Consider the following 21775-nt stretch of genomic DNA (forward strand, 5'->3'; position numbering starts at 1 on the left):
GTTCCGGCTACCTCACGAACACTCCGGCCTGGCTCGCCAGGTCCAGGAAGTACTGCGGGGCCAGGCCCAGCACCAGGGTGACCGCGACTCCGACCGCGATCGTGGTCATCGTCAGCGGGGACGGGACGGCGACCGTGGGGCCGTCCGCCTTCGGCTCGCTGAAGAACATCAGCACGATGACCCGGATGTAGAAGAAGGCGGCGATCGCCGATGAGATCACACCGACGACGACCAGTCCGCCCGCACCGCCCTCGGCCGCGGCCTTGAACACCGCGAACTTCCCGGAGAAGCCCGAGGTGAGCGGGATACCGGCGAACGCCAGCAGGAACACCGCGAAGACCGCGGCGACCAGCGGGGAGCGCCGGCCGAGCCCGGCCCACTTCGACAGGTGCGTCGCCTCGCCGCCCGCGTCACGCACCAGGGTGACGACGGCGAAGGCGCCGACCGTCACGAAGGAGTACGTGGCCAGGTAGAAGAGCACCGAGGAGATGCCCTGCGGGGTGGCCGCGATGACACCGGCGAGGATGAATCCGGCGTGTGCGATCGAGGAGTAGGCCAGCAGCCGCTTGATGTCGGTCTGGGTGATGGCGACGACCGCGCCACCCACCATCGTGACGATCGCGATGCCCCACATGACCGGGCGCAGGTCCCAGGTGAGGCCCGGCAGCACCACGTACAGCAGGCGCAGCAGCGCACCGAACGCGGCGACCTTCGTGGCCGCGGCCATGAAGCCGGTGACCGGGGTGGGAGCGCCCTGGTAGACGTCCGGGGTCCACATGTGGAACGGGACGGCGCCGACCTTGAAGAGCAGACCGGCCAGGATCATCGCGCCGCCGATCAGCAGCAGCGCGTCGTTGCCCATGGTGTCGGCGAGCGCCGGGTCGATCTGCTGGATCGAGCCGTCGACGACGGTGGCGATCTGGGCGTACGAGACGGAGCCCGCGTACCCGTAGAGCAGGGCGATCCCGAAGAGCAGGAACGCCGAGGAGAAGGCACCGAGCAGGAAGTACTTCACCGCTGCCTCCTGCGACATCAGCCGCTTGCGACGGGCGACGGCGCACAGGAGGTAGAGCGGGAGCGAGAAGACCTCCAGGGCCACGAAGAGCGTCAGCAGGTCGTTGGCCGCCGGGAAGACCAGCATGCCGGCCACCGCGAAGAGGAGCAGCGGGAAGACCTCGGTGGTGGTGAACCCGGCCTTGACCGCGGCCTTCTCGCTGTCGCTGCCGGGGACCGACGCGGCCTGCGCGGCGAACGAGTCGACCCTGCTGCCATGCGACTCGGGGTCAAGCCGCCGCTCGGCGAAGGTGAAGACGGCGACCAGCGACGTCAGCAGGATGACGCCCTGAAGGAACAGGGCGGGCCCGTCGACGGCGATGGCGCCCATCGCGGCGATGTGTGCCTTTGTCGTACCGTATCCGTCGGCCGCCAGGCCGACCACCGCGGCGAACGCCGCGACCAGGGCGACGACGGTCAGGAGAACTTGCGTGTAGTAGCGGGCCCGGCGCGGCACGAAGGCCTCGACGAGCACGCCCAGGACGGCGACTCCGATCACGATCAGGACCGGCGTCAGCTGGGTGTACTCGATGACCGGGGCCTTGAACTTCTCGTCCGGGGCGGCCGATGTCACCCCGCCCGCCATTGTCCACAGGCTGTGGACAGCTGTTGCGCTCACTTGGCGGCCTCCACCTCGGGCTGGGGGTCCTTCTTCTGTACGTCCGACATGGTGTGCTGCACCGCCGGGTTGACGATCTCCGTCAGCGGCTTCGGGTAGACGCCCAGGAAGATCAGCAGAGCGATCAGCGGGACGACCACCACCAGCTCACGGACCTTGAGGTCCGCCATGCCCTGGACCTCGGCCTTGACCGGTCCCGTCATCGTCCGCTGGTAGAGGACGAGGACGTAGATCGCGGCGAGCACGATCCCGGTGGTGGCGATGATGCCGACCGCCGGATATGCGGCGAACGCGCCGACCAGGACCAGGAACTCACTGACGAACGGGGCGAGCCCCGGCAGCGACAGCGTGGCCAGGCCGCCGATCAGGAAGGTGCCGGCCAGGACCGGCGCCACCTTCTGCACTCCGCCGTAGTCGGCGATGAGCCGCGAACCGCGCCGGGTGATCAGGAAGCCCGCCACCAGCATCAGCGCGGCCGTCGAGATGCCGTGGTTGATCATGTACAGCGTCGCACCCGACTGGCCCTGGCTGGTCATCGCGAAGATGCCCAGGACGATGAAGCCGAAGTGCGAGATGGACGCGTACGCGATCAGCCGCTTGATGTCGCGCTGGCCGACGGCGAGCAGCGCCCCGTAGATGATGCTGATCAGCGCCAGGACCAGGATCACCGGCGTGGCCCACTTGCTGGCCTCCGGGAAGAGCTGGAGGCAGAAGCGCAGCATCGCGAAGGTGCCGACCTTGTCGACGACCGCGGTGAGCAGCACGGCGACCGGGGAGGTCGCCTCGCCCATGGCGTTGGGCAGCCAGGTGTGCAGCGGCCACAGCGGGGCCTTCACCGCGAAGGCGAAGAAGAACCCGAGGAAGAGCCAGCGCTCGGTGCTGGTCGCCATGGTGAACGAGCCGTTGGCCCGGGCCTCGGCGATCTCGGAGAGCGAGAACGTCCCCGCCACCACGTAGAGCCCGATCACCGCGGCCAGCATGATGAGGCCGCCGACCAGGTTGTAGAGGAGGAACTTGACTGCTGCGTACGAGCGTTGGGCTGCCGCGTTCTCGTCTGTCCCGGAGTGTGCCCGGTCCCCGAAGCCGCCGATGAGGAAGTACATCGGGATGAGCATGGCTTCGAACAGGATGTAGAAGAGGAAGACGTCGGTGGCCACGAACGACAGGACCACCATCGCTTCGACCATCAGGATCAGGGCGAAGAAGCCCTGAGTGGGGCGCCAGCGCGAGGAGTTCGTCTCCAGGGGGTCGGCGTCGTGCCAGCCGGCCAGGATGACGAAGGGGATCAGCAGGGCGGTGAGCGCCATGAGCGACACACCGATGCCGTCCACCCCCAGCTCGTACCGCACACCGAAGTCCGCGATCCAGGCGTGCGATTCGGTGAGCTGGAAGCGGCTGCCGCCCGGCTCGAAGCGGGCGAGCGCGATGCCCGCCAGGACGAGAGTGGCCAGCGAGAACACCAGCGCCAGCCATTTGGCGGCGGTGCGCCGTGCTGCCGGGACGGCGGCGGTGGCGATCGCGCCGATCGCCGGGAGCGCCGCCGTCGCTGTCAGGAGAGGAAAGGACATGTGATCAGACCGCCCTCATCAGCAGGGTCGCGGCGATGAGAACCGCCGCACCGCCGAACATCGAGACCGCGTAGGAGCGGGCGTAGCCGTTCTGCAGTTTGCGCAGCCGGCCCGAAAGCCCGCCCATGGAGGCGGCCGTGCCGTTGACGACGCCGTCGACCAGGGAGTGGTCGACGTAGACCAGGGAGCGGGTGAGGTGCTCGCCGCCGCGGACCAGGACCACGTGGTTGAAGTCGTCCTGGAGGAGATCGCGGCGGGCCGCCCGGGTAAGCAGCGAGCCGCGCGGGGCGACCGCGGGCACCGGCCGGCGTCCGTACATCGCCCAGGCGACGGCGACACCGATGACGAGCACCACCATGGTGGCGGCCGTGACGGTGGCCGCGCTGACCGGGGCGTCCCCGTGGTCGTGACCGGTGACGGGCTCCAGCCAGTGCAGGAAGCGGTCGCCGATGGAGAAGAACCCTCCGGCGAAGACCGAGCCGAACGCCAGGACGATCATGGGGATGGTCATCGACTTCGGGGACTCGTGCGGATGCGGCTCGTGGCCCTCCGCGTCGGGCTGCCAGCGCTTCTCACCGAAGAACGTCATCAGCATCACCCGCGTCATGTAGAACGCGGTGATCGCGGCGCCCAGCAGGGTCACGGCCCCGAGGATCCAGCCCTCGGTGCCGCCCTTGGCGAAGGCCGCCTCGATGATCTTGTCCTTGGAGAAGAAGCCGGACAGGCCGGGGAAGCCGATGATCGCGAGGTAGCCGAGGCCGAAGGTGACGAAGGTGACCGGCATGTACTTCCGCAGGCCGCCGTACCTCCTCATGTCCACCTCGTCGTTCATACCGTGCATGACCGAACCGGCGCCGAGGAAGAGCCCGGCCTTGAAGAAGCCGTGCGTGACCAGGTGCATGATCGCGAAGACGTAGCCGATCGGGCCGAGCCCGGCGGCCAGGATCATGTAGCCGATCTGCGACATCGTCGACCCGGCGAGGGCCTTCTTGATGTCGTCCTTCGCGCAACCGACGATCGCACCGAAGAGCAGCGTGACCGCTCCGACGACCACGACGACCAGTTGCGCGTCGGGCGCACCGTTGAAGATCGCGCCGGAGCGGACGATCAGATAGACGCCCGCGGTGACCATGGTGGCGGCGTGGATCAGGGCCGAGACCGGGGTCGGGCCCTCCATCGCGTCACCGAGCCAGGACTGCAGCGGCACCTGGGCGGACTTGCCGCAGGCCGCGAGCAGCAGCATCAGGCCGATGGCCGTCAGCTTGCCCTCGCTCGTCTGACCGCCTTCGGCGGCCTCCAGGACGGGGGCGAAGGCGAAGGTGCCGAACGTGGTGAACATCAGCATGATCGCGATCGACAGGCCCATGTCACCGACCCGGTTGACCAGGAACGCCTTCTTCGCGGCGGTGGCCGCGCTGGGCTTGTGCTGCCAGAAGCCGATGAGCAGGTACGACGCCAGACCGACGCCCTCCCACCCGACGTACAGCAGCAGGTAGTTGTCGGCGATGACCAGGATCAGCATCGCCGCGAGGAACAGGTTCAGATAGCCGAAGAAGCGGCGCCGGCGCTCGTCGTGCTCCATGTAGCCGATCGAGTAGATGTGGATCAGCGTGCCCACACCGGTGATCAGCAGGACGAAGGTCATCGACAACTGGTCGAGCTGGAAGGCCACATCGGCCTGGAAACCCTCGACCGGAATCCAGCTGAACAGCATCTGGTGCAGCGCACGGTCGTCGGCGCCCTTGCCCAGCATGTCGGCGAAGAGCACCACGGCGACGACGAAGGAGGCGGCGGCGAGCAGCGTGCCGAGCCAGTGGCCCACGCGGTCAAGGCGTCGGCCGCCGCAGAGCAGCACCGCCGCTCCGAGCAGGGGCGCCGCGACAAGCAGCGCAATCAGGTTCTCCACGGTACAAGCGCCCCTCTACAGCTTCATCAGGCTGGCGTCGTCGACCGAGGCCGAGTGGCGGGAACGGAACAGCGACACGATGATCGCGAGCCCGACCACGACCTCCGCGGCGGCGACGACCATCGTGAAGAAGGCGATGATCTGGCCGTCGAGATTGCCGTGCATCCGGGAGAAGGTGACGAACGCGAGGTTGCAGGCGTTGAGCATCAGCTCCACGCACATGAACACCACGATCGCGTTCCGCCTGATCAGCACCCCGGCCGCGCCGATGGTGAACAGCAGAGCGGCGAGATAGAGGTAGTTGACCGGATTCACTTGGCGACCTCCTCTTCTTCTGCGGTGTCCCGGCCGAGCCGCTCACCGGAGCGCTGCTCCAGTGCCTTGAGGCCGGCCAGCGACTCGTTGGACACGTCGCGCATCTGGCCGCGCTTGCGCAGCGTCTGCATGACGGTGAGTTCGGACGGCGTGCCGTCCGGGAGCAGTCCGGCGACGTTCACGGCGTTGTGCCGGGCGTAGACGCCGGGTGCCGGGAGCGGCGGCAGGTGGTTGCTGCGCACGCGGCCCTCGGACATCTCCCGCTGGGTCCTGGCCCGTTCGGTGCGCTCGCGGTGCGTGAGCACCATCGCGCCGACCGTGGCGGTGATCAGCAGCGCGCCGGTGATCTCGAAGGCGAAGACGTACTTGGTGAAGATGAGGCTGGCGAGCCCCTCCACGTTTCCGCCGTGCTCGGCGTTGGCCGTGCCCAGCCCGTTGAAGCTGTTCAGCGAGGCGTTGCCGATTCCGGCGATCAGGAGGACGCCGAAGCCGAGCCCGCATCCTGCGGCCAGCCAGCGCTGGCCCTTCAGGGTCTCCTTCAGCGAGTCCGCCGCCGTGACACCGACGAGCATGACCACGAAGAGGAACAGCATCATGATCGCGCCGGTGTAGACGACGACCTGGACGATGCCGAGGAAGTAGGCACCGTTGGCGAGGTAGAACACCGCCAGGATGATCATGGTCCCGGCGAGGCTCAGCGCACTGTGCACCGCCCTCTTCATCAGCACGGTGGACAGGGCGCCGATCACGGCGACCGTGCCGAGCACCCAGAACTGGAAGGCCTCGCCGGTCGATGCCTGGGAGGCCGCTGCGGCCAGGCCGGTCATGCGTCCACCTCCTGCGTCGAGCCGTTGCTCTCGCTGTGTCCGTCGTCGGGCTTCTCGCCCTTGGAGACGGCGAGCTGGCGTTCCGTACCGGGGGCGGCCTCGGTCACCAGGCCCCGGTAGTAGTCCTGTTCGTCCGTGCCGGGGAAGATCGCGTGCGGGCTTTCGACCATGCCTTCCTCCAGGCCCGCGAGCAGCTCGTCCTTGGTGTAGATGAGGCTCTCGCGGGTGGTGTTGGCGAGCTCGAACTCGTTGGTCATCGTCAGCGCCCGGGTCGGGCAGGCCTCGATGCACAGTCCGCAGAGGATGCAGCGCGCGTAGTTGATCTGGTAGACGCGGCCGTAGCGCTCCCCCGGGGAGTAGCGCTCCTCGTCGGTGTTGTCCGCGCCCTCGACGTAGATCGCGTCCGCCGGGCAGGCCCAGGCGCACAGCTCGCAGCCGATGCACTTCTCCAGGCCGTCCGGGTGGCGGTTGAGCTGGTGCCGGCCGTGGAAGCGCGGCGCCGTCACCTTCGGCGTCTCCGGATACTGCTCGGTCAGCCGCTTCTTGAACATGGCCTTGAAGGTCACGCCGAAGCCGGCCACCGGATTCTGGAACTTGTCCTCCGAGGACTGCGGGGACTGCGCGGACCCGCCGACCCCCGAGCCCCCCGTGGACGCTGTCGACCCCGTCGGCCCGGTGGCCTTCGGCAGCCTCTCTGACCCCCGCGACTCAGGCAGTTCAGACATGGTCGGCCTCCTTTCCGTCACTCGGATTTCCGTCACTCTGAGTATCCATGCCGCCACTGACAACGAGCTCGCGCTCACGACGCGGCGTGCGCCGCGGCACGGGTGGCAGGGTCTGTCCGGGCAGCGGCGGCACCGGGAATCCGCCCGCCATCGGGTCGAACTCCGGCTCCGGTTCCGCCCGGTCCGCCGCTTCCCGGCCCTTCTTGTCGCGGAAGATGTCCACGACGAAGGAGATCAGCAGGACCGCGATCACGGCCCCGGCCACGTAGAGCAGGATCTTCGAGAAGTCGTAGCCCTCGTTGCGCAGCGCCCGCACGGTCGCGACCATCATCAGCCAGACGACCGAGACCGGGATCAGGACCTTCCAGCCCAGCTTCATCAGCTGGTCGTACCGGACGCGGGGCAGCGTGCCGCGCAGCCAGATGAAGAAGAACAGCAGCAGCTGGACCTTGATGACGAACCAGAGCATCGGCCACCAGCCGTGGTTCGCGCCCTCCCAGAAGGTGCTGATCGGCCACGGGGCCCGCCAGCCGCCCAGGAACAGGGTCACGGAGACCGCGGAGACGGTCACCATGTTGACGTACTCGGCGAGCATGAACATCGCGAACTTGATCGACGAGTACTCGGTGTTGAAGCCGCCGACGAGGTCGCCCTCGGACTCCGGCATGTCGAACGGTGCGCGGTTGGTCTCACCGACCATCGTGATGATGTAGATGATGAAGGAGACCGGCAGCAGGATGATGAACCAGCGGTCCTCCTGCGCCTCCACGATCTTCGAGGTCGACATCGACCCGGAGTAGAGGAAGACCGAGGCGAAGGCGGCGCCCATCGCGATCTCGTACGAGATCATCTGCGCGCAGGAGCGGAGCCCGCCGAGCAGCGGGTACGTCGATCCGGAGGACCAGCCCGCCAGCACGATGCCGTAGATCCCGACCGAGGCGACCGCGAGGATGTAGAGCATCGCGATCGGCAGGTCGGTCAGCTGCATCGCCGTACGGTGCCCGAAGATCGAGACCTCGTTGCCGGACGGGCCGAACGGGATGACCGCGATCGCCATGAACGCGGGGATCGCCGCGATGATCGGGGCGAGGACGTAGACGACCTTGTCCGCCCGCTTGACGATGACGTCTTCCTTCAGCATCAGCTTGATGCCGTCGGCCAGCGACTGGAGCATGCCCCAGGGGCCGTGCCGGTTGGGGCCGATGCGCAGCTGCATCCAGGCGACGACCTTGCGCTCCCACACGATGGAGAAGAGCACGGTCACCATCAGGAACGCGAAGCAGAAGACCGCCTTGACGACGACGAGCCACCAGGGGTCGTTGCCGAACATCGACAGGTCCTCGGCGGCGAGCACGGCGCCGTGCGGAGCCGCGGCCAGTTGAGCGAAGGCACTCACGCCCCCACCTCCGGTGTGACGTCGGAAATGCCGGGTGCGGCGGGACCGATCCGGACCGGACCGCCGGGCTGGACGCCGGTGTCGCCCGGGACACCGCGCCCGACGGAGTTCAGCGGAACCCAGACCACCCGGTCCGGCATCTCGGTGACCTGAAGCGGCAGTTGTACGCTGCCCGCCGGGCCGGAGACGGCCAGCAGATCGCCGTCCTTGACGCCGGTCTCGGCGGCGGTGGCCGCGGAGAGCCGGGCGACCGCGGCGTGCCGCGTCCCGGCCAGCGCCGTATCGCCCTCCTGGAGCCGGCCCAGGTCGAGCAGCATCCGGTGGCCCGCGAGGATCGCCTCGCCGTCGGCGGGCCGGGGCAGCGGCTGCGCCGAGGCGCGCGGGTCGTCCGCGTGCGTGCCCTGCCACCCGCCGAGCCGGTCCAGCTCACGGCGTACGGACTTCAGGTCCGGCAGCGCGAGGTGGACGTCCAGCGCGTCGGCCAGCATGTGGAGCACCCGGGCATCGCCCGGCGCCAGGTTCCGCGTCATCTGCTCGGGCTTCAGCGCGGCCTCGAACATCCGCGCCCTGCCCTCCCAGTTGAGGAAGGTGCCGGACTTCTCGGCGACCGCGGCCACCGGGAACACCACGTCGGCGCGGTCGGTGACCTCGCTGGGCCGGAGCTCCAGCGAGACCAGGAAACCGACCCGGTCCAGAGCCTCCAGGGCCCGGGCGGGATCGGGCAGGTCGTCGGCCTCGACTCCGGCGACGAGCAGCGCGCCCAGCTCGCCCGAGGCCGCGGCCTCGACGATCTGGCCGGTGTCGCGGCCGAATCGGGACGGGAGTTCGGCGACGCCCCACACGGCCGCCACCTCGTCCCGGGCCCGCGGGTCGGTGGCCGGGCGGCCGCCGGGCAGCAGCGACGGGAGCGCGCCCGCCTCCACCGCACCGCGCTCGCCGGCCCGGCGCGGGATCCACACCAGGGCGGCTCCGGTCGCGGTCGCCGCCCGTACCGCGGCGGTCAGCCCGCCCGGCACACCGGCCAGTCGCTCACCCACCACGATCAGAGCGCCCGCACCCCGCAGCGCCTCGGCCGCGACGGCACCGTCGCCGTCCAGGCCGACCCCGCCCGCGATGGCGTCCAGCCACTCCGTCTCGGTCCCGGGGGCGGCGGGCAGCAGCGTGCCGCCCGCCTTCGTGAGGCCGCGGGTGGCGTGCGAGGCGACGGCGAAGGTGCGCTGCCCGTGCTTGCGGTTCGCCTTGCGCAGCCGCAGGAAGACACCGGGCGCCTCCTCCTCGGACTCGAACCCGACCAGCAGCACGCTCGGGGCCTTCTCCAGCGAGGTGTACGTGACACCGCTGCCGTCCAGGTCGCGTCCGCGTCCGGCGACGCGAGCAGCCAGGAAGGTGGCCTCCTCGTCGCTGTGCACCCGGGCCCGGAAGTCGATGTCGTTGGTGTCCAGGGCGACCCGGGCGAACTTGCTGTACGCGTACGCGTCCTCGACGGTCAGCCGGCCGCCCGTGAGGACGCCGGTCCTGCCTCGGGCGGCGGAGAGACCGGCGGCCGCGGCGGCCAGCGCCTCGGGCCAGCTCGCCGGTTCCAGCTCGCCCGCTTCGCTCCGGACCAGCGGAGTGGTGAGCCGGTCGCGCTGCTGCGCGTAGCGGAAGCCGAAGCGGCCCTTGTCGCAGAGCCACTCCTCGTTGACCTCGGGGTCGTTGGAGGCGAGGCGCCGCATGACCTTGCCGCGCCGGTGGTCGGTGCGGGTGGCGCAGCCGCCGGCGCAGTGCTCGCACACCGAGGGCGTCGACACCAGGTCGAAGGGACGGGAGCGGAACCGGTACGCCGCCGAGGTCAGCGCGCCGACCGGGCAGATCTGGATGGTGTTGCCGGAGAAGTACGACTCGAACGGGTCGCCCTCGCCGGTGCCGACCTGCTGGAGTGCGCCGCGCTCGATCAGCTCGATCATCGGGTCGCCCGCCACCTGGTTGGAGAACCGGGTGCAGCGCGCGCAGAGCACGCACCGCTCACGGTCCAGCAGCACCTGGGTGGAGATCGGGACGGGCTTCTCGTACGTCCGCTTCTTCCCGTCGAAGCGGGAGGTCGGATCGCCGTGCGACATCGCCTGGTTCTGCAGCGGGCACTCGCCACCCTTGTCGCAGACCGGACAGTCCAGCGGGTGGTTGATGAGCAGCAGCTCCATCACACCGCGCTGCGCCTTGTCGGCGACCGGCGAGGTGATCTGCGACTTGACGACCATGCCGTCGGTGCAGGTGATGGTGCAGGACGCCATCGGCTTGCGCTGGCCCTCGACCTCGACGATGCACTGCCGGCAGGCGCCGGCCGGGTCGAGGAGGGGGTGGTCGCAGAAGCGCGGGATCTCGATGCCGAGGAGTTCGGCGGCGCGGATGACCAGGGTGCCCTTGGGCACGCTGATCGAGATGCCGTCGATGGTCAGCGTGACCAGGTCCTCGGGCGGGAGCGCCGCCTCGCCGCCCCCGGAGGGCGCACTCGTGGTGACTGTCATGCGTTCACCCCCTGGGATGCGTTCTTGTCGTCGGCCCAGACGGTCGACCTGGCGGGATCGAAGGGGCAGCCCTTGCCCGTGATGTGCTGCTCGTACTCGTCGCGGAAGTACTTCAGCGACGAGAAGATCGGCGAGGCGGCGCCGTCGCCGAGGGCGCAGAAGGACTTGCCGTTGATGTTGTCGGCGATGTCGTTCAGCTTGTCCAGGTCGGCCATCTGTCCGTTGCCCGCCTCGATGTCGCGGAGCAACTGGACGAGCCAGTACGTGCCTTCACGGCATGGCGTGCACTTGCCGCAGGACTCGTGGGCGTAGAACTCGGTCCAGCGGGTGACGGCCCTGACGACACAGGTGGTCTCGTCGAAGCACTGGAGCGCCTTGGTGCCGAGCATGGATCCGGCGGCGCCGACACCCTCGTAGTCGAGGGGCACGTCGAGGTGCTCCTCGGTGAACATGGGGGTGGAGGAGCCGCCGGGCGTCCAGAACTTCAGCCGGTGGCCGGGGCGGATCCCGCCGCTCATGTCGAGGAGCTGGCGCAGCGTGATGCCGAGCGGGGCCTCGTACTGGCCGGGGCCCGCGACGTGACCGCTGAGCGAGTACAGCGTGAAACCCGGGGACTTCTCGCTGCCCATGGACTTGAACCAGTCCTTGCCCTTGTTCAGGATCGCGGGAACCGAGGCGATGGACTCGACGTTGTTCACCACAGTGGGGCAGGCGTACAGACCGGCGACCGCGGGGAAGGGCGGGCGCAGCCGGGGCTGGCCGCGGCGTCCTTCGAGCGAGTCGAGCAGCGCGGTCTCCTCCCCGCAGATGTACGCACCGGCACCCGCGTGCACGGTGAGTTCCAGATCGAGTCCGGAGCCCATGATGTTCGTACCGAGATAGCCCGCCTCGTACGCCTCGCGTACGGCCTCGTGCAACCGCCGCAGTACGGGGACGACTTCGCCGCGCAGGTAGATGAAGGCGTGCGAGGAGCGGATCGCGTAGCAGGCGATCACGATGCCTTCGATCAGGCTGTGCGGGTTGGCGAAGAGGAGCGGGATGTCCTTGCAGGTCCCGGGCTCCGACTCGTCGGCGTTGACCACCAGGTAGTGCGGCTTGCCGTCGCCCTGCGGGATGAACTGCCACTTCATCCCGGTGGGGAAGCCTGCGCCGCCCCGGCCGCGCAGACCGGAGTCCTTGACGTACGCGATGAGGTCGTCCGGGGACATGGCCAGGGCCTTGCGCAGCCCCTCGTACCCCTCGTGGCGGCGGTAGGTCTCCAGGGTCCAGGATTCCGGCTGGTCCCAGAAGGCGGACAGGACCGGTGCGAGAAGCTTCTCGGGACTGGTCCCGTTCTTGTCGATTTCGGCGGCCAACGTCATCACTCCCCCTCCTCGGCGGCGGGACCGGCCGGGTGGTCCGGGTCGGATGCCGAGGTCTGCTGTGGCGCGTCATGGGAGCTGAGGTGTTCGGCGCCCTTCTGCGGTTCGTCGCGCGGGGCTTCGCCGCGCGGGCCCACCACGCGGGGCTGCGGACCGGCCTCGCCCTTGGCGAGCTTCAGCCCGGTGAGCGAGGCGGGGCCGGCGCCTCCGGACGCCGCGACGGCGCCGGGGCGCTCGTCGGGGAAGCCGGCCAGGATCCGGGCGGTTTCCTTGTACGAGCACAGCGGAGCGCCGCGGGTCGGCTCGACGGTGCGTCCGGCGATGAGGTCGTCGACGAGCTGCGTCGCGCTCTCGGGCGTCTGGTTGTCGAAGAACTCCCAGTTGATCATCACGACGGGCGCGAAGTCGCAGGCCGCGTTGCACTCGATGTGTTCGAGGGTGACCTTGCCGTCCTCGGTCGTCTCGTCGTTGCCGACGCCGAGGTGCTCCTTGAGCCGGTCGAAGATGGCGTCGCCGCCCATCACCGCACAGAGCGTGTTGGTGCAGACGCCGACCTGGTAGTCGCCGCCGGCCCTGCGCCGGTACATCGTGTAGAAGGTGGCGACCGCGGTGACCTCGGCGGTGGTGAGGCCGAGCACGTCGGCGCAGAACGCCATGCCCGTACGCGAGACGTACCCCTCCTCGGACTGCACGAGGTGCAGCAGCGGCAGCAGCGCGGAGCGGCTGCCGGGGTAGCGGGCGATCACCTCCTTCGCATCCGCTTCGAGCCTGGCGCGCACCTCGGCCGGGTAGGCGGGGGCGGGGAGCTGCGGCATCCCCAGACTGACTTCCTGACGTGCTTCGGTCACCGGTCGACGCCTCCCATCACGGGGTCGATGGATGCGACGGCGACGATGACGTCGGCGACCTGGCCGCCCTCGCACATCGCTGCCATGGCCTGGAGATTGGTGAAGGACGGGTCGCGGAAGTGGACCCGGTAGGGCCGCGTGCCGCCGTCCGAGACGACGTGCACGCCGAGTTCGCCCTTGGGCGACTCGACGGCGGTGTACGCCTGCCCGGCCGGGACCCGGAAGCCCTCGGTCACCAGCTTGAAGTGGTGGATCAGGGCCTCCATGGAGGTGCCCATGATCTTCTTGATGTGGTCGAGCGAGTTGCCGAGTCCGTCCGGTCCGAGCGCGAGCTGCGCGGGCCAGGCGATCTTCTTGTCGGCGACCATGACCGGTCCCGGCGCGAGCCGGTCGATGCACTGCTCGATGATCCGCAGCGACTGGCGCATCTCTTCCAGGCGGATGAGGAAGCGTCCGTAGGAGTCGCAGCTGTCCGCGGTGGGGACGTCGAACTCGTAGTTCTCGTACCCGCAGTAGGGATCGGTCTTTCGCAGGTCGTGCGGGAGTCCGGCGGAGCGCAGGACCGGGCCGGTGGCGCCGAGCGCCATGCAGCCGGTGAGGTCGAGGTAGCCGACGTCCTGCATGCGGGCCTTGAAGATGGGGTTGCCGGTGGCGAGCTTGTCGTATTCCGGCAGGTTCTTCTTCATGGTCTTCACGAACTCGCGCAGCTGGTCGACCGCGCCCGGGGGCAGGTCCTGGGCGAGTCCGCCGGGGCGGACGAACGCGTGGTTCATCCGCAGGCCGGTGATCAGCTCGAAGAGATCGAGAACGAGTTCACGATCGCGGAAGCCGTAGATCATGATCGTCGTGGCGCCGAGCTCCATGCCGCCGGTGGCGATGCACACCAGGTGCGAGGAGATGCGGTTGAGCTCCATCAGCAGCACGCGCAGGACGGTGGCCCGGTCGGGGATCTGGTCCTCGATGCCAAGGAGCTTCTCCACCCCCAGGCAGTACGCCGTCTCGTTGAAGAACGGTGTCAGGTAGTCCATGCGCGTGACGAACGTGGTGCCCTGCGTCCAGTTCCGGAATTCGAGGTTCTTCTCGATGCCGGTGTGGAGGTAGCCGATGCCGCAGCGGGCCTCGGTGACGGTCTCGCCGTCGATCTCCAGGATCAGCCGGAGCACTCCGTGCGTGGACGGGTGCTGGGGGCCCATGTTGACGATGATGCGCTCGTCGTCGGACTTGGCCGCCGACTCGACGACCTCGTCCCAGTCGCCGCCGGTGACTGTATATACAGTCCCCTCGGTCGTGGCCCTGGGCGTTGCGTGGGGAGTGGTCATCAGGAGTACGACCTCCGCTGGTCCGGAGCCGGGATCTGGGCGCCCTTGTACTCGACGGGAATGCCGCCGAGCGGGTAGTCCTTGCGCTGCGGGAAGCCCTGCCAGTCGTCCGGCATCATGATCCGGGTGAGGGCGGGATGCCCGTCGAAGACGAGCCCGAAGAAGTCGTAGGTCTCGCGCTCGTGCCAGTCGTTGGTCGGGTAGACCGCGACGAGGGACGGGATGTGCGGATCGCTGTCCGGCGCGGACACCTCCAGCCGGATGAGCCGGCCGTGGGTGAGGGACCGCAGGTGGTAGACGGCGTGCAGCTCACGCCCCTTGTCACCGGGGAAGTGGACGCCGCTCACCCCCGTACAGAGCTCGAAGCGCAGTGCCGGGTCGTCGCGCAGGGTCCTGGCGACGGTGGGCAGGTGCTCGCGTGCGATGTGGAAGGTGAGCTCGCCGCGGTCGACGACCGTCTTCTCGATGGCGTTGTCCGGAAGCAGTCCCTGTTCCTCCAGGGCCCCTTCGAGTTCGTCGGCCACCTCGTCGAACCAGCCGCCGTACGGACGCGAGGTGGCGCCCGGCAGGGCGATCGTGCGGACGAGCCCGCCGTAGCCGGAGGTGTCGCCGCCGTTGTTCGCGCCGAACATGCCCTTGCGTACGCCGATGACCTCGCCGTGCTCGTCGCGCGGGGCGGGGACGCCGTTGCCGTTCTGCTCCTGGTCGCTCATCGCAGCAGCCCCTTCATCTCGATCAGGGGCAGTGCGTTGAGCGCCGCTTCCTCCGCCTCGCGGGCGGCCTCCTCCGCGTTGACCCCGAGCTTGGAGCCCTGGATCTTCTGGTGGAGCTTGAGGATCGCGTCGATCAGCATCTCGGGCCGCGGCGGGCAGCCCGGCAAATAGATATCAACCGGGACAATATGATCAACACCTTGAACAATGGCGTAATTGTTGAACATTCCGCCCGATGACGCGCAAACCCCCATGGAGATGACCCACTTGGGGTTCGGCATCTGGTCGTAGACCTGCCGCAGGACGGGCGCCATCTTCTGACTGACCCGCCCCGCCACGATCATCAGGTCCGCCTGCCGCGGCGATCCGCGGAAGACCTCCATGCCGAACCGGGCCAGGTCGTAGCGCCCGGCCCCGGTCGTCATCATCTCGATGGCGCAGCAGGCGAGGCCGAAGGTGGCCGGGAAGACGGAGGACTTCCGTACCCAGCCGGCGGCCTGCTCGACAGTGGTCAGCACGAAGCCGCTGGGCAGCTTCTCTTCGAGTCCCATATGTGCCCCTCAGCCCCTCAGTCCCATTCCAGGCCGCCGCGACGCCATACATACGCGTAGGCGACGAAGACGGTGAGCACGAAGAGCAGCATCTCGACGAGCCCGAAGATCCCGAGGGCGTCGAAGGTGACCGCCCAGGGATAGAGGAAGACGATCTCGATGTCGAAGACGATGAAGAGCATCGCCGTCAGGTAGTACTTGATGGGAAAACGGCCGCCTCCGGCTGGAGTCGGGGTGGGTTCGATACCGCACTCGTACGCTTCGAGCTTCGCCCGGTTGTACCGCTTGGGGCCGATTAGCGTGGCACTGACCACGGAGAAGATCGCAAACCCCGCCCCGAGGGCGCCGAGCACGAGGATGGGCGCGTAGGCATTCACGCTCCTCGCTCCTTCCAGTCGTCCTTGACCGTTGGACCGCATCGGGCGACCTGGCTCGCCACCTCACCAAGATCGTGCACATGTGAGGCAGTTCACAAGCCCGACTGCCCCGCATCCTATGCCTGCCGTCCTGTGATCTGCGACACGGGGTACGACAACGGCTTTGTGATCTCCACCACCTGACGAACGATCATGAAGTCGGATGAGCAGTGATCTTCGTACACGAAGCGGCCGAGTGATCACGAGACGTGACATCTGCTGCTGTTACCGCTGGTCAAAGAGGTGTCGCTCTATCAAGCCGCAGCCGCCGACGCCAAATTGGCGATGGACGCGATCGGGTGATAAAGGGATCTGCCCCACTCTGGGGCGAGGAAGGGACCGAGGCGGAACCAAGAGAGGAATCGGGGGAGAAATCGAGGCGGCCCCGGCCCGGGATCCCTGGGTGCGATCGAGGCCGGGCCGAATCGGCGTCACTCGCGCGGGGGTTCACTCGGAACAAAGTGGACGCATTCCGGCATCTCCCCTAAATCGGGCGAATGGGTCGCCGAGCGACGCCGGTTCCCCGCCGGCGAGGAGCGCGGCACGCCGGGCCCTCGTATGCCCGTCACGGGGAGACCATGCTGTGACCTGCGTCACTCGATCGAAGCCGCCACAGAAGCGGGCTTGGCCAACAGTGTGAACGGATGGTAAGTGGCGGGCAATTCGGGCGTATTGCCGATAACCCGTGATCACAGGGCCGATTGGGCATGCCCGGTTTGCCCGTTACGGCGTCAATAAAGGCCCTCAGAAAGCGGATTCACAGATTCCGGACGTAACTGTGTCGCAACACACGTTTCTTGATGGGACCCCTGAGGCCCTGATAGCGCTAGTACCCATGTCCCACACCGCTCTCATACCCAGCCACCGGAAGCCCCGCCAAAGTGCCTCGAAGACGGCGCTGCGGGCCGGAGTTGCCGGTGGCGTCCTCAGCACCATCGCGGTCGCAGGCGCTGCCGGTCCGGCCCAGGCCGAGCCGGTGACCCAGACCATCGAGATGCCCACCATCACGGCCGGGCTCTCCACCTCCGTCGCGGCGTCCGCCGAGGCCACGCAGCAGGTCGCCCTGGACCTGGAGACGCAGGCCCACGAGGAAGCCGCGGCCGCGACCGCCGCCAAGGACGCCAAGAAGGCCAAGGCCGAGGCGATCCGTAAGGCGGAGGCCAAGAAGAAGGCCGAAGCCAAGGCGAAGGCCGAAGCGGAGGCCAAGGCCAAGGCGGAGGCCGCCGAGCGCGCCTCCCGCTCCGCCGAGCGCACGACGCTGAGCACGTCCACCGGCTCCGGCTCGTCCTCCTCTGGCTCCTCGTCGTCCGCCACGACGTCGTACACCTCCACCGCCACGGGTTCCGCCGCCTCCATCGTCGCGTTCGCGCAGGCGCAGGTCGGCGACGCGTACGTGTCCGGCGGCACCGGCCCCAACTCCTGGGACTGCTCCGGCCTCGTCCAGGCCGCGTACGCCTCGGTAGGCGTCGACCTGCCCCGTGTCTCGCAGAGCCAGTCGACCGCGGGCACCCAGGTCTCACTGAACAACCTCCAGCCGGGCGACATCCTGTACTGGGGCAGCGCGGGCAGCGCGTACCACGTCGGGATCTACGTGGGTGGCGGCCAGTTCGTCGGCGCGCAGAACTCCTCCACCGGTGTGGTGCAGAAGTCCCTGGACTACGACCCGCCGTCGGGCGCGGTCCGCGTCCTCTGAGTCGAACCGACTGAGTTCACGGATTCACAAGCGCCTCGGCGCACGCCGAAGGGCCGTCGCTCCCCCGCTCGGGAGCCGCGGCCCTTCGGCGTTCCCGGCGGGTTCGCGACATCACCGCCGGCGGCCACGGGTGATGTCGCGAACCCGCCGGACTCCGTCCGCCGGAGCTTGTGAACTGGGGCGAACAGCCCCCGCGTCACCGAGCACAGGACGGCCCCGCCATGTCCACCACGGCCACCCCCCGCACCGACGTCGCGTCCCGCACGCCCTTACGCGGCCGTCTGGCCGTGCTCTCGGTGATGCTGGGCATCTTCGCCGTCGTCACCACCGAGATCCTGCCGATCGGTCTGCTGACGCCGATCGGGGCCGACTTCGGCGTCGCGGACGGCACGGCGGGCCTGATGATGACGATGCCGGGGCTTCTCGCCGCCATCGCCGCCCCGCTGGTGACCCTCGCGACGGCCCGGGCCGACCGGCGGCTCATGCTCGCGGCCTTCGTCCTGCTGCTCGCGGTGGCCAACTTCCTCACCGCCGCCGCGACGGCCTACTGGCTGGTGCTGGTCGCCCGAGTTCTGGTCGGCATCACGATCGGCGGCTTCTGGTCGATCGGCGCCGGTCTGGCCGGCCGGCTGGTCGCCGCACCGTCCGTCGCACGCGCGACCGCGGTCATCTTCGCCGCCGTCCCCCTCGGTTCCGTGCTCGGCGTCCCCGCCGGCACGCTCATCGGTGACCTGGCGGGCTGGCGCAGTGCGTTCGTCACGATGGGCCTGCTGTCCACCGGCGTGCTGGCCCTGCTGCTCCTGACCCTGCCCGCCCTGCCGCCGCAGCGGGTCACCCGTCCCGCCGTGCTCCGCGCCCTGCTGCGGGGCACGGGCACCCGGTTCGCGCTGCTGATGACGTTCCTCGTCGTACTGGCGCATTTCGGTACGTACACGTACGTGACGCCGTTCCTGCGGGAGATCACCCACGCCGGACCGGGGATGGTCACCGGCTTCCTGCTCGTCTACGGGGCGGCGGGCGTGGCCGGCAACTTCCTCGGGGGCGCGCTGGTGACACGCCACCCGCAAGCCGCGTTCGGGGCGGCTGCCGCGACGATCGCCGCAGCGACGGCGCTCCTGCCCGTCCTGGGCCGGGGTGACGCGGGCGCGCTCGCGCTGCTCGTCCTGTGGGGGCTCGGCTACGGCGCGGTCCCGGTCTGCTCACAGACCTGGTTCGCCCGAGCGGCTCCCCACACGCCCGAGGCGGCCTCGGTCCTGTTCACCGCGTCCTTCCAGGCGACGATCGCCACCGGCGCACTGGCCGGCGGCTACGTCGTCGACCACGCCTCGCTCCGCGCGCTCATGTGGTGCGGGGCGGTGACGGCGGGGCTGGTGGTCGTGGCAGCAGCGGCAGGCCCCCGGAGCGCGGGGCCGCCTCCGCCGGGCCGTTGACGACGCGAACCCGATCCCCCGTTCACAAGCGGTCCAGGGCGCGTGCGACGAGGACGAACCAGACGGTCTTGGCGGTCCGTACCCGCCCGCCGTGCGTGGTGGTCCCCCACCGATCGGTCAGGCTCTCCACGATCACGAGCCCGCGCCCGCTCTCCGCGTGCGCCGCGCCGCCCGGTTCCGGCAGCCGGCCCGGCTCGTCGTCCGTCACGTAGACCATCACCTGACGCCGGTTCACCTTCACATCGACCCGGATGCGCGCCGACCGCGTATGACAGTGCGCGTTGGACACCACCTCGCTCACGCACAACCGGGCGTCGTCGACCAGCCCGGGGTGCTCGGTGGTCCGCAGCAGCGCACCCACGAAGTCCCGCGCGACGCGGGGTGCGGTGGGGGTGTTGGGCGCGACCAGCCGGTAGCGCTCGCCGCGCTGCGGGAGGTACGGGGCGGGCGGGGGCGGAAGGGTTACGGGGGTCATGGCGCGGTCTCCCTACGTGAACGGGTCTCCGGTACGTCGGCCGGACCGTTCCGGTGAACCGTGGCATCGGCCGCGCCCGCATGAGATCAACTCATGTATGGGCGGCTGCACTTCGGATCATCGGGCCGTTGCCGGTCGATATCGTCGGACGCTAGGGCACAACATTGGTACGGCGCAACATTGGGACGGCCGTAGCACCCAAACGAGTGGACCAGTGGCAGAGTGGGGCGGCACACTCGTACCGCACGAAGGGGAGGGCCGATGCCGCCAAGGAGCTACCCGACCGCCAGGCAGAAGCGGTTGGGCGCAGAGCTTCGCAAGCTGCGCGAGCGCGCCGGAATGTCCGGAAGCGAGGCCGCCGCGTTCCTGGGCGGCGAGCGCGCGCAGATCAGCCACATCGAATCCGGCCGCTACGGCGTGAGTGACCAGCGAGTCCGTCGCCTGGCCGCCCATTACTCCGCCGGTGACAAACACCTGGTGGACGCCCTCGCGAGCATGGCCGAGGAGCGCACGAAGGGATGGTGGGACGATTACCGGGGCATACTCTCGCCGGGCTTCCTGGACCTGGCCGAGCTGGAGCACCGCGCCACCTACATCCGCGCCATCCAGATGCTGAATATTCCAGGGATCTTCCAGACAGAGGCGTACGCACGGGATCTGATCCGGAGCGGCGTCTCCGACCTTCCGGCCGCGGAATTGAACGCCCGCGTCGAGCACCGTGCGAGACGTCGCGACATCTTCGATCGACCCACCCCCACCTCGTTCGAGGCGTTCATCCACGAGGCCGCTCTCCGCATGCGCTACTGCGGCACCGACATGATGCGCGAGCAGCTCAACTTCCTGCACACAGTGTCCACATGGCCGTCCGTAACGATCCGCGTCATCCCGTTCGCAGCACAGATCACCGGCTCGGCCCATTCGATGCTGTACGCCGGAGCCGGCATCCCGGCGCTCGACACCGTGCAGATCGACAGCGCCTTCGACGCCGGATTCCTGGACGCCGAAGCCCAACTCGCCAGGTACCGAGAACTGCTTGATTCCGTCGAATCGATCTCCCTCGATCCGGAGGAATCAGCTCAGTTCATCCAACTCATCGCACAGGAAATGTGAGTCGAAGCGACATGACCGACGCAATCAACTGGCAGAAGTCGTCATTCTCGGGAGCGGACAACAACCAGAGCTGCATCGAGCTGGCGCCCGTGGACGGCGCGATCAAGATGCGCGAGAGCGATGACCCCGACCTGGTCGTCACGACGAGCGTCGCCAAGCTCCGCGCCTTCGTCCTGGGCGTCAAGGCCGGCGAGTTCGACCACCTGATCTGACCAACTCAACCGAGCGCCCTCCGCCCGAACGCCAGGTGGAGGGCGTTTCGCATGGTGCGGCACAACTTAGGGACGTCCCACTGTTGCGCCCGCCTCAATGGTGACGCTACGGTCACCGTACGTCGCCACCCCGGTCGAGCGCGCCGCTCAACCGTGCCCCGTGGCGCAGTAACTCACCGCGCGCACAGGTGTGTTGAGATCAACACCCCGGCCCGGCACACCCACGCCTCGATCGGACGGTCGACCATGCGTACATCACCCCGCACCACCCCCGTGGAGGCCCGCGTCGCACGCGGATTCCGGTTCGAAGTGCTCCGCTACTCCCCCGCCACTGGATTCGTCCCGGAACCGGTCGACCTCCGCATCCTGCCCGGCCCCCGCGAAGCCATCCGCATCATCCGCGTCCAGCTCCGCGCGAGCCACGTCCTCGGGCTGACCCCGCGCGAAACGGCGCGGGCGCTCTACTGGGCCGACCAGGGCGGCTGGGCGCAGGCGCTCGGGGCGCTCCATCGCGGCGAGCCCTGCGGGTTCACGCTCCTGCTCCGCAAGGGGCGCCACATCGAGTGGCACGTACGTCCCCTGCTCCACCTGACGCTCACGCCCGCCGCGCCACCTCGGAGCGGGCAGGCTGAACCACGCACACCGTGACGCAGCCGCTGAACGGGGCGGGTTTCCTCGACGACATTGGCCGTATCTCGTCTGGCGTCCCACGACCCGCTCAGGCCTAATGATGC

At 68.9% G+C, this 21775-nt stretch carries 20 protein-coding genes; 5 read left to right on the forward strand and 15 right to left on the reverse strand.

Annotated elements, in window-relative coordinates; translation table 11 throughout:
- Window positions 1-7: 7 nt before the first annotated feature.
- From nuoN to ACIBJG_RS26500, 14 genes are read right to left on the reverse strand one after another with little or no spacing between them, the layout of a single operon-like run.
- Window positions 8-1672 (reverse strand): NADH-quinone oxidoreductase subunit NuoN, encoded by a 1665-nt coding sequence (gene nuoN / locus ACIBJG_RS26435; RefSeq protein WP_399310965.1) that lies wholly within the window; start codon window positions 1670-1672, stop codon window positions 8-10.
- Window positions 1669-3240 carry an NADH-quinone oxidoreductase subunit M gene (locus ACIBJG_RS26440; protein ID WP_399310967.1) on the reverse strand — a complete coding sequence of 524 codons (1572 nt, stop codon included), beginning with the start codon at window positions 3238-3240 and terminating at the stop codon, window positions 1669-1671. The genes nuoN and ACIBJG_RS26440 overlap by 4 nt, the downstream gene beginning before the upstream one ends.
- A gap of 4 nt (window positions 3241-3244) precedes the next feature.
- Complete coding sequence (gene nuoL / locus ACIBJG_RS26445; protein WP_399310969.1) at window positions 3245-5146, reverse strand: NADH-quinone oxidoreductase subunit L; 1902 nt, start codon at window positions 5144-5146, stop codon at window positions 3245-3247.
- Between the two features lie 15 nt (window positions 5147-5161).
- Window positions 5162-5461 (reverse strand): NADH-quinone oxidoreductase subunit NuoK, encoded by a 300-nt coding sequence (gene nuoK, locus ACIBJG_RS26450; protein ID WP_018101339.1) that lies wholly within the window; start codon window positions 5459-5461, stop codon window positions 5162-5164.
- Window positions 5458-6288 carry an NADH-quinone oxidoreductase subunit J gene (locus ACIBJG_RS26455; RefSeq protein ID WP_399310971.1) on the reverse strand — a complete coding sequence of 277 codons (831 nt, stop codon included), beginning with the start codon at window positions 6286-6288 and terminating at the stop codon, window positions 5458-5460. Before ACIBJG_RS26455 ends, nuoK begins: the two co-directional genes overlap by 4 nt.
- Window positions 6285-7013 (reverse strand): NADH-quinone oxidoreductase subunit NuoI, encoded by a 729-nt coding sequence (gene nuoI, locus ACIBJG_RS26460; RefSeq protein WP_399310973.1) that lies wholly within the window; start codon window positions 7011-7013, stop codon window positions 6285-6287. Before nuoI ends, ACIBJG_RS26455 begins: the two co-directional genes overlap by 4 nt.
- Window positions 7006-8409 (reverse strand): NADH-quinone oxidoreductase subunit NuoH, encoded by a 1404-nt coding sequence (gene nuoH / locus ACIBJG_RS26465; protein WP_399310974.1) that lies wholly within the window; start codon window positions 8407-8409, stop codon window positions 7006-7008. Before nuoH ends, nuoI begins: the two co-directional genes overlap by 8 nt.
- Complete coding sequence (locus ACIBJG_RS26470) at window positions 8406-10913, reverse strand: NADH-quinone oxidoreductase subunit G (RefSeq protein WP_399310976.1); 2508 nt, start codon at window positions 10911-10913, stop codon at window positions 8406-8408. Before ACIBJG_RS26470 ends, nuoH begins: the two co-directional genes overlap by 4 nt.
- Window positions 10910-12277 carry an NADH-quinone oxidoreductase subunit NuoF gene (nuoF, locus tag ACIBJG_RS26475; protein WP_399310978.1) on the reverse strand — a complete coding sequence of 456 codons (1368 nt, stop codon included), beginning with the start codon at window positions 12275-12277 and terminating at the stop codon, window positions 10910-10912. Before nuoF ends, ACIBJG_RS26470 begins: the two co-directional genes overlap by 4 nt.
- A complete protein-coding gene (nuoE, locus tag ACIBJG_RS26480; protein WP_399311177.1) occupies window positions 12274-13089 on the reverse strand; it encodes an NADH-quinone oxidoreductase subunit NuoE in 816 nt (271 codons plus the stop codon). Before nuoE ends, nuoF begins: the two co-directional genes overlap by 4 nt.
- Window positions 13090-13118: 29 nt before the next feature.
- Complete coding sequence (locus ACIBJG_RS26485; protein ID WP_148020162.1) at window positions 13119-14441, reverse strand: NADH-quinone oxidoreductase subunit D; 1323 nt, start codon at window positions 14439-14441, stop codon at window positions 13119-13121.
- Window positions 14441-15154: an NADH-quinone oxidoreductase subunit C gene (locus tag ACIBJG_RS26490; protein WP_399310981.1), complete on the reverse strand. Its 714-nt coding sequence runs from the start codon at window positions 15152-15154 to the stop codon at window positions 14441-14443. Before ACIBJG_RS26490 ends, ACIBJG_RS26485 begins: the two co-directional genes overlap by 1 nt.
- Window positions 15151-15705 (reverse strand): NADH-quinone oxidoreductase subunit B family protein, encoded by a 555-nt coding sequence (locus ACIBJG_RS26495; protein ID WP_024491742.1) that lies wholly within the window; start codon window positions 15703-15705, stop codon window positions 15151-15153. Before ACIBJG_RS26495 ends, ACIBJG_RS26490 begins: the two co-directional genes overlap by 4 nt.
- Before the next feature lie 17 nt (window positions 15706-15722).
- Window positions 15723-16082, reverse strand: coding sequence for an NADH-quinone oxidoreductase subunit A (locus ACIBJG_RS26500; RefSeq protein ID WP_123460983.1), 360 nt, complete (start codon window positions 16080-16082; stop codon window positions 15723-15725).
- 874 nt (window positions 16083-16956) lie between these two features.
- Here ACIBJG_RS26500 and ACIBJG_RS26505 point away from each other — a divergent pair.
- Together ACIBJG_RS26505 and ACIBJG_RS26510 are read left to right on the forward strand one after the other, a co-directional pair.
- Window positions 16957-17814: a C40 family peptidase gene (locus ACIBJG_RS26505; RefSeq protein WP_399310986.1), complete on the forward strand. Its 858-nt coding sequence runs from the start codon at window positions 16957-16959 to the stop codon at window positions 17812-17814.
- 221 nt (window positions 17815-18035) lie between these two features.
- The gene (locus ACIBJG_RS26510; protein WP_399310988.1) at window positions 18036-19244 is read left to right on the forward strand and encodes an MFS transporter; all 1209 of its coding nucleotides are present in this window, start codon (window positions 18036-18038) and stop codon (window positions 19242-19244) included.
- A 22-nt stretch (window positions 19245-19266) separates the two neighbouring features.
- Here the strand turns inward: ACIBJG_RS26510 and ACIBJG_RS26515 are convergent, their stop codons facing one another.
- Entirely contained in the window at window positions 19267-19719 is a 453-nt protein-coding gene (locus ACIBJG_RS26515) for an ATP-binding protein (protein WP_399310989.1), read from the reverse strand.
- A 261-nt stretch (window positions 19720-19980) separates the two neighbouring features.
- On the opposite strand from ACIBJG_RS26515, the gene ACIBJG_RS26520 reads away from it, so the two are divergent.
- The 3 genes from ACIBJG_RS26520 to ACIBJG_RS26530 all read left to right on the forward strand — a co-directional run bounded on the left by ACIBJG_RS26520 (window position 19981) and on the right by ACIBJG_RS26530 (window position 21689).
- Window positions 19981-20829 (forward strand): helix-turn-helix domain-containing protein, encoded by an 849-nt coding sequence (locus ACIBJG_RS26520; protein WP_399310991.1) that lies wholly within the window; start codon window positions 19981-19983, stop codon window positions 20827-20829.
- Window positions 20830-20840: 11 nt separating this feature from the next.
- Window positions 20841-21041: a DUF397 domain-containing protein gene (locus tag ACIBJG_RS26525; RefSeq protein ID WP_123524262.1), complete on the forward strand. Its 201-nt coding sequence runs from the start codon at window positions 20841-20843 to the stop codon at window positions 21039-21041.
- 246 nt (window positions 21042-21287) lie between these two features.
- Entirely contained in the window at window positions 21288-21689 is a 402-nt protein-coding gene (locus tag ACIBJG_RS26530; RefSeq protein ID WP_399310993.1) for a hypothetical protein, read from the forward strand.
- Window positions 21690-21775: the final 86 nt, after the last annotated feature.

This window comes from Streptomyces sp. NPDC050422 (genome assembly GCF_044458665.1).
Classification (GTDB): domain Bacteria; phylum Actinomycetota; class Actinomycetes; order Streptomycetales; family Streptomycetaceae; genus Streptomyces.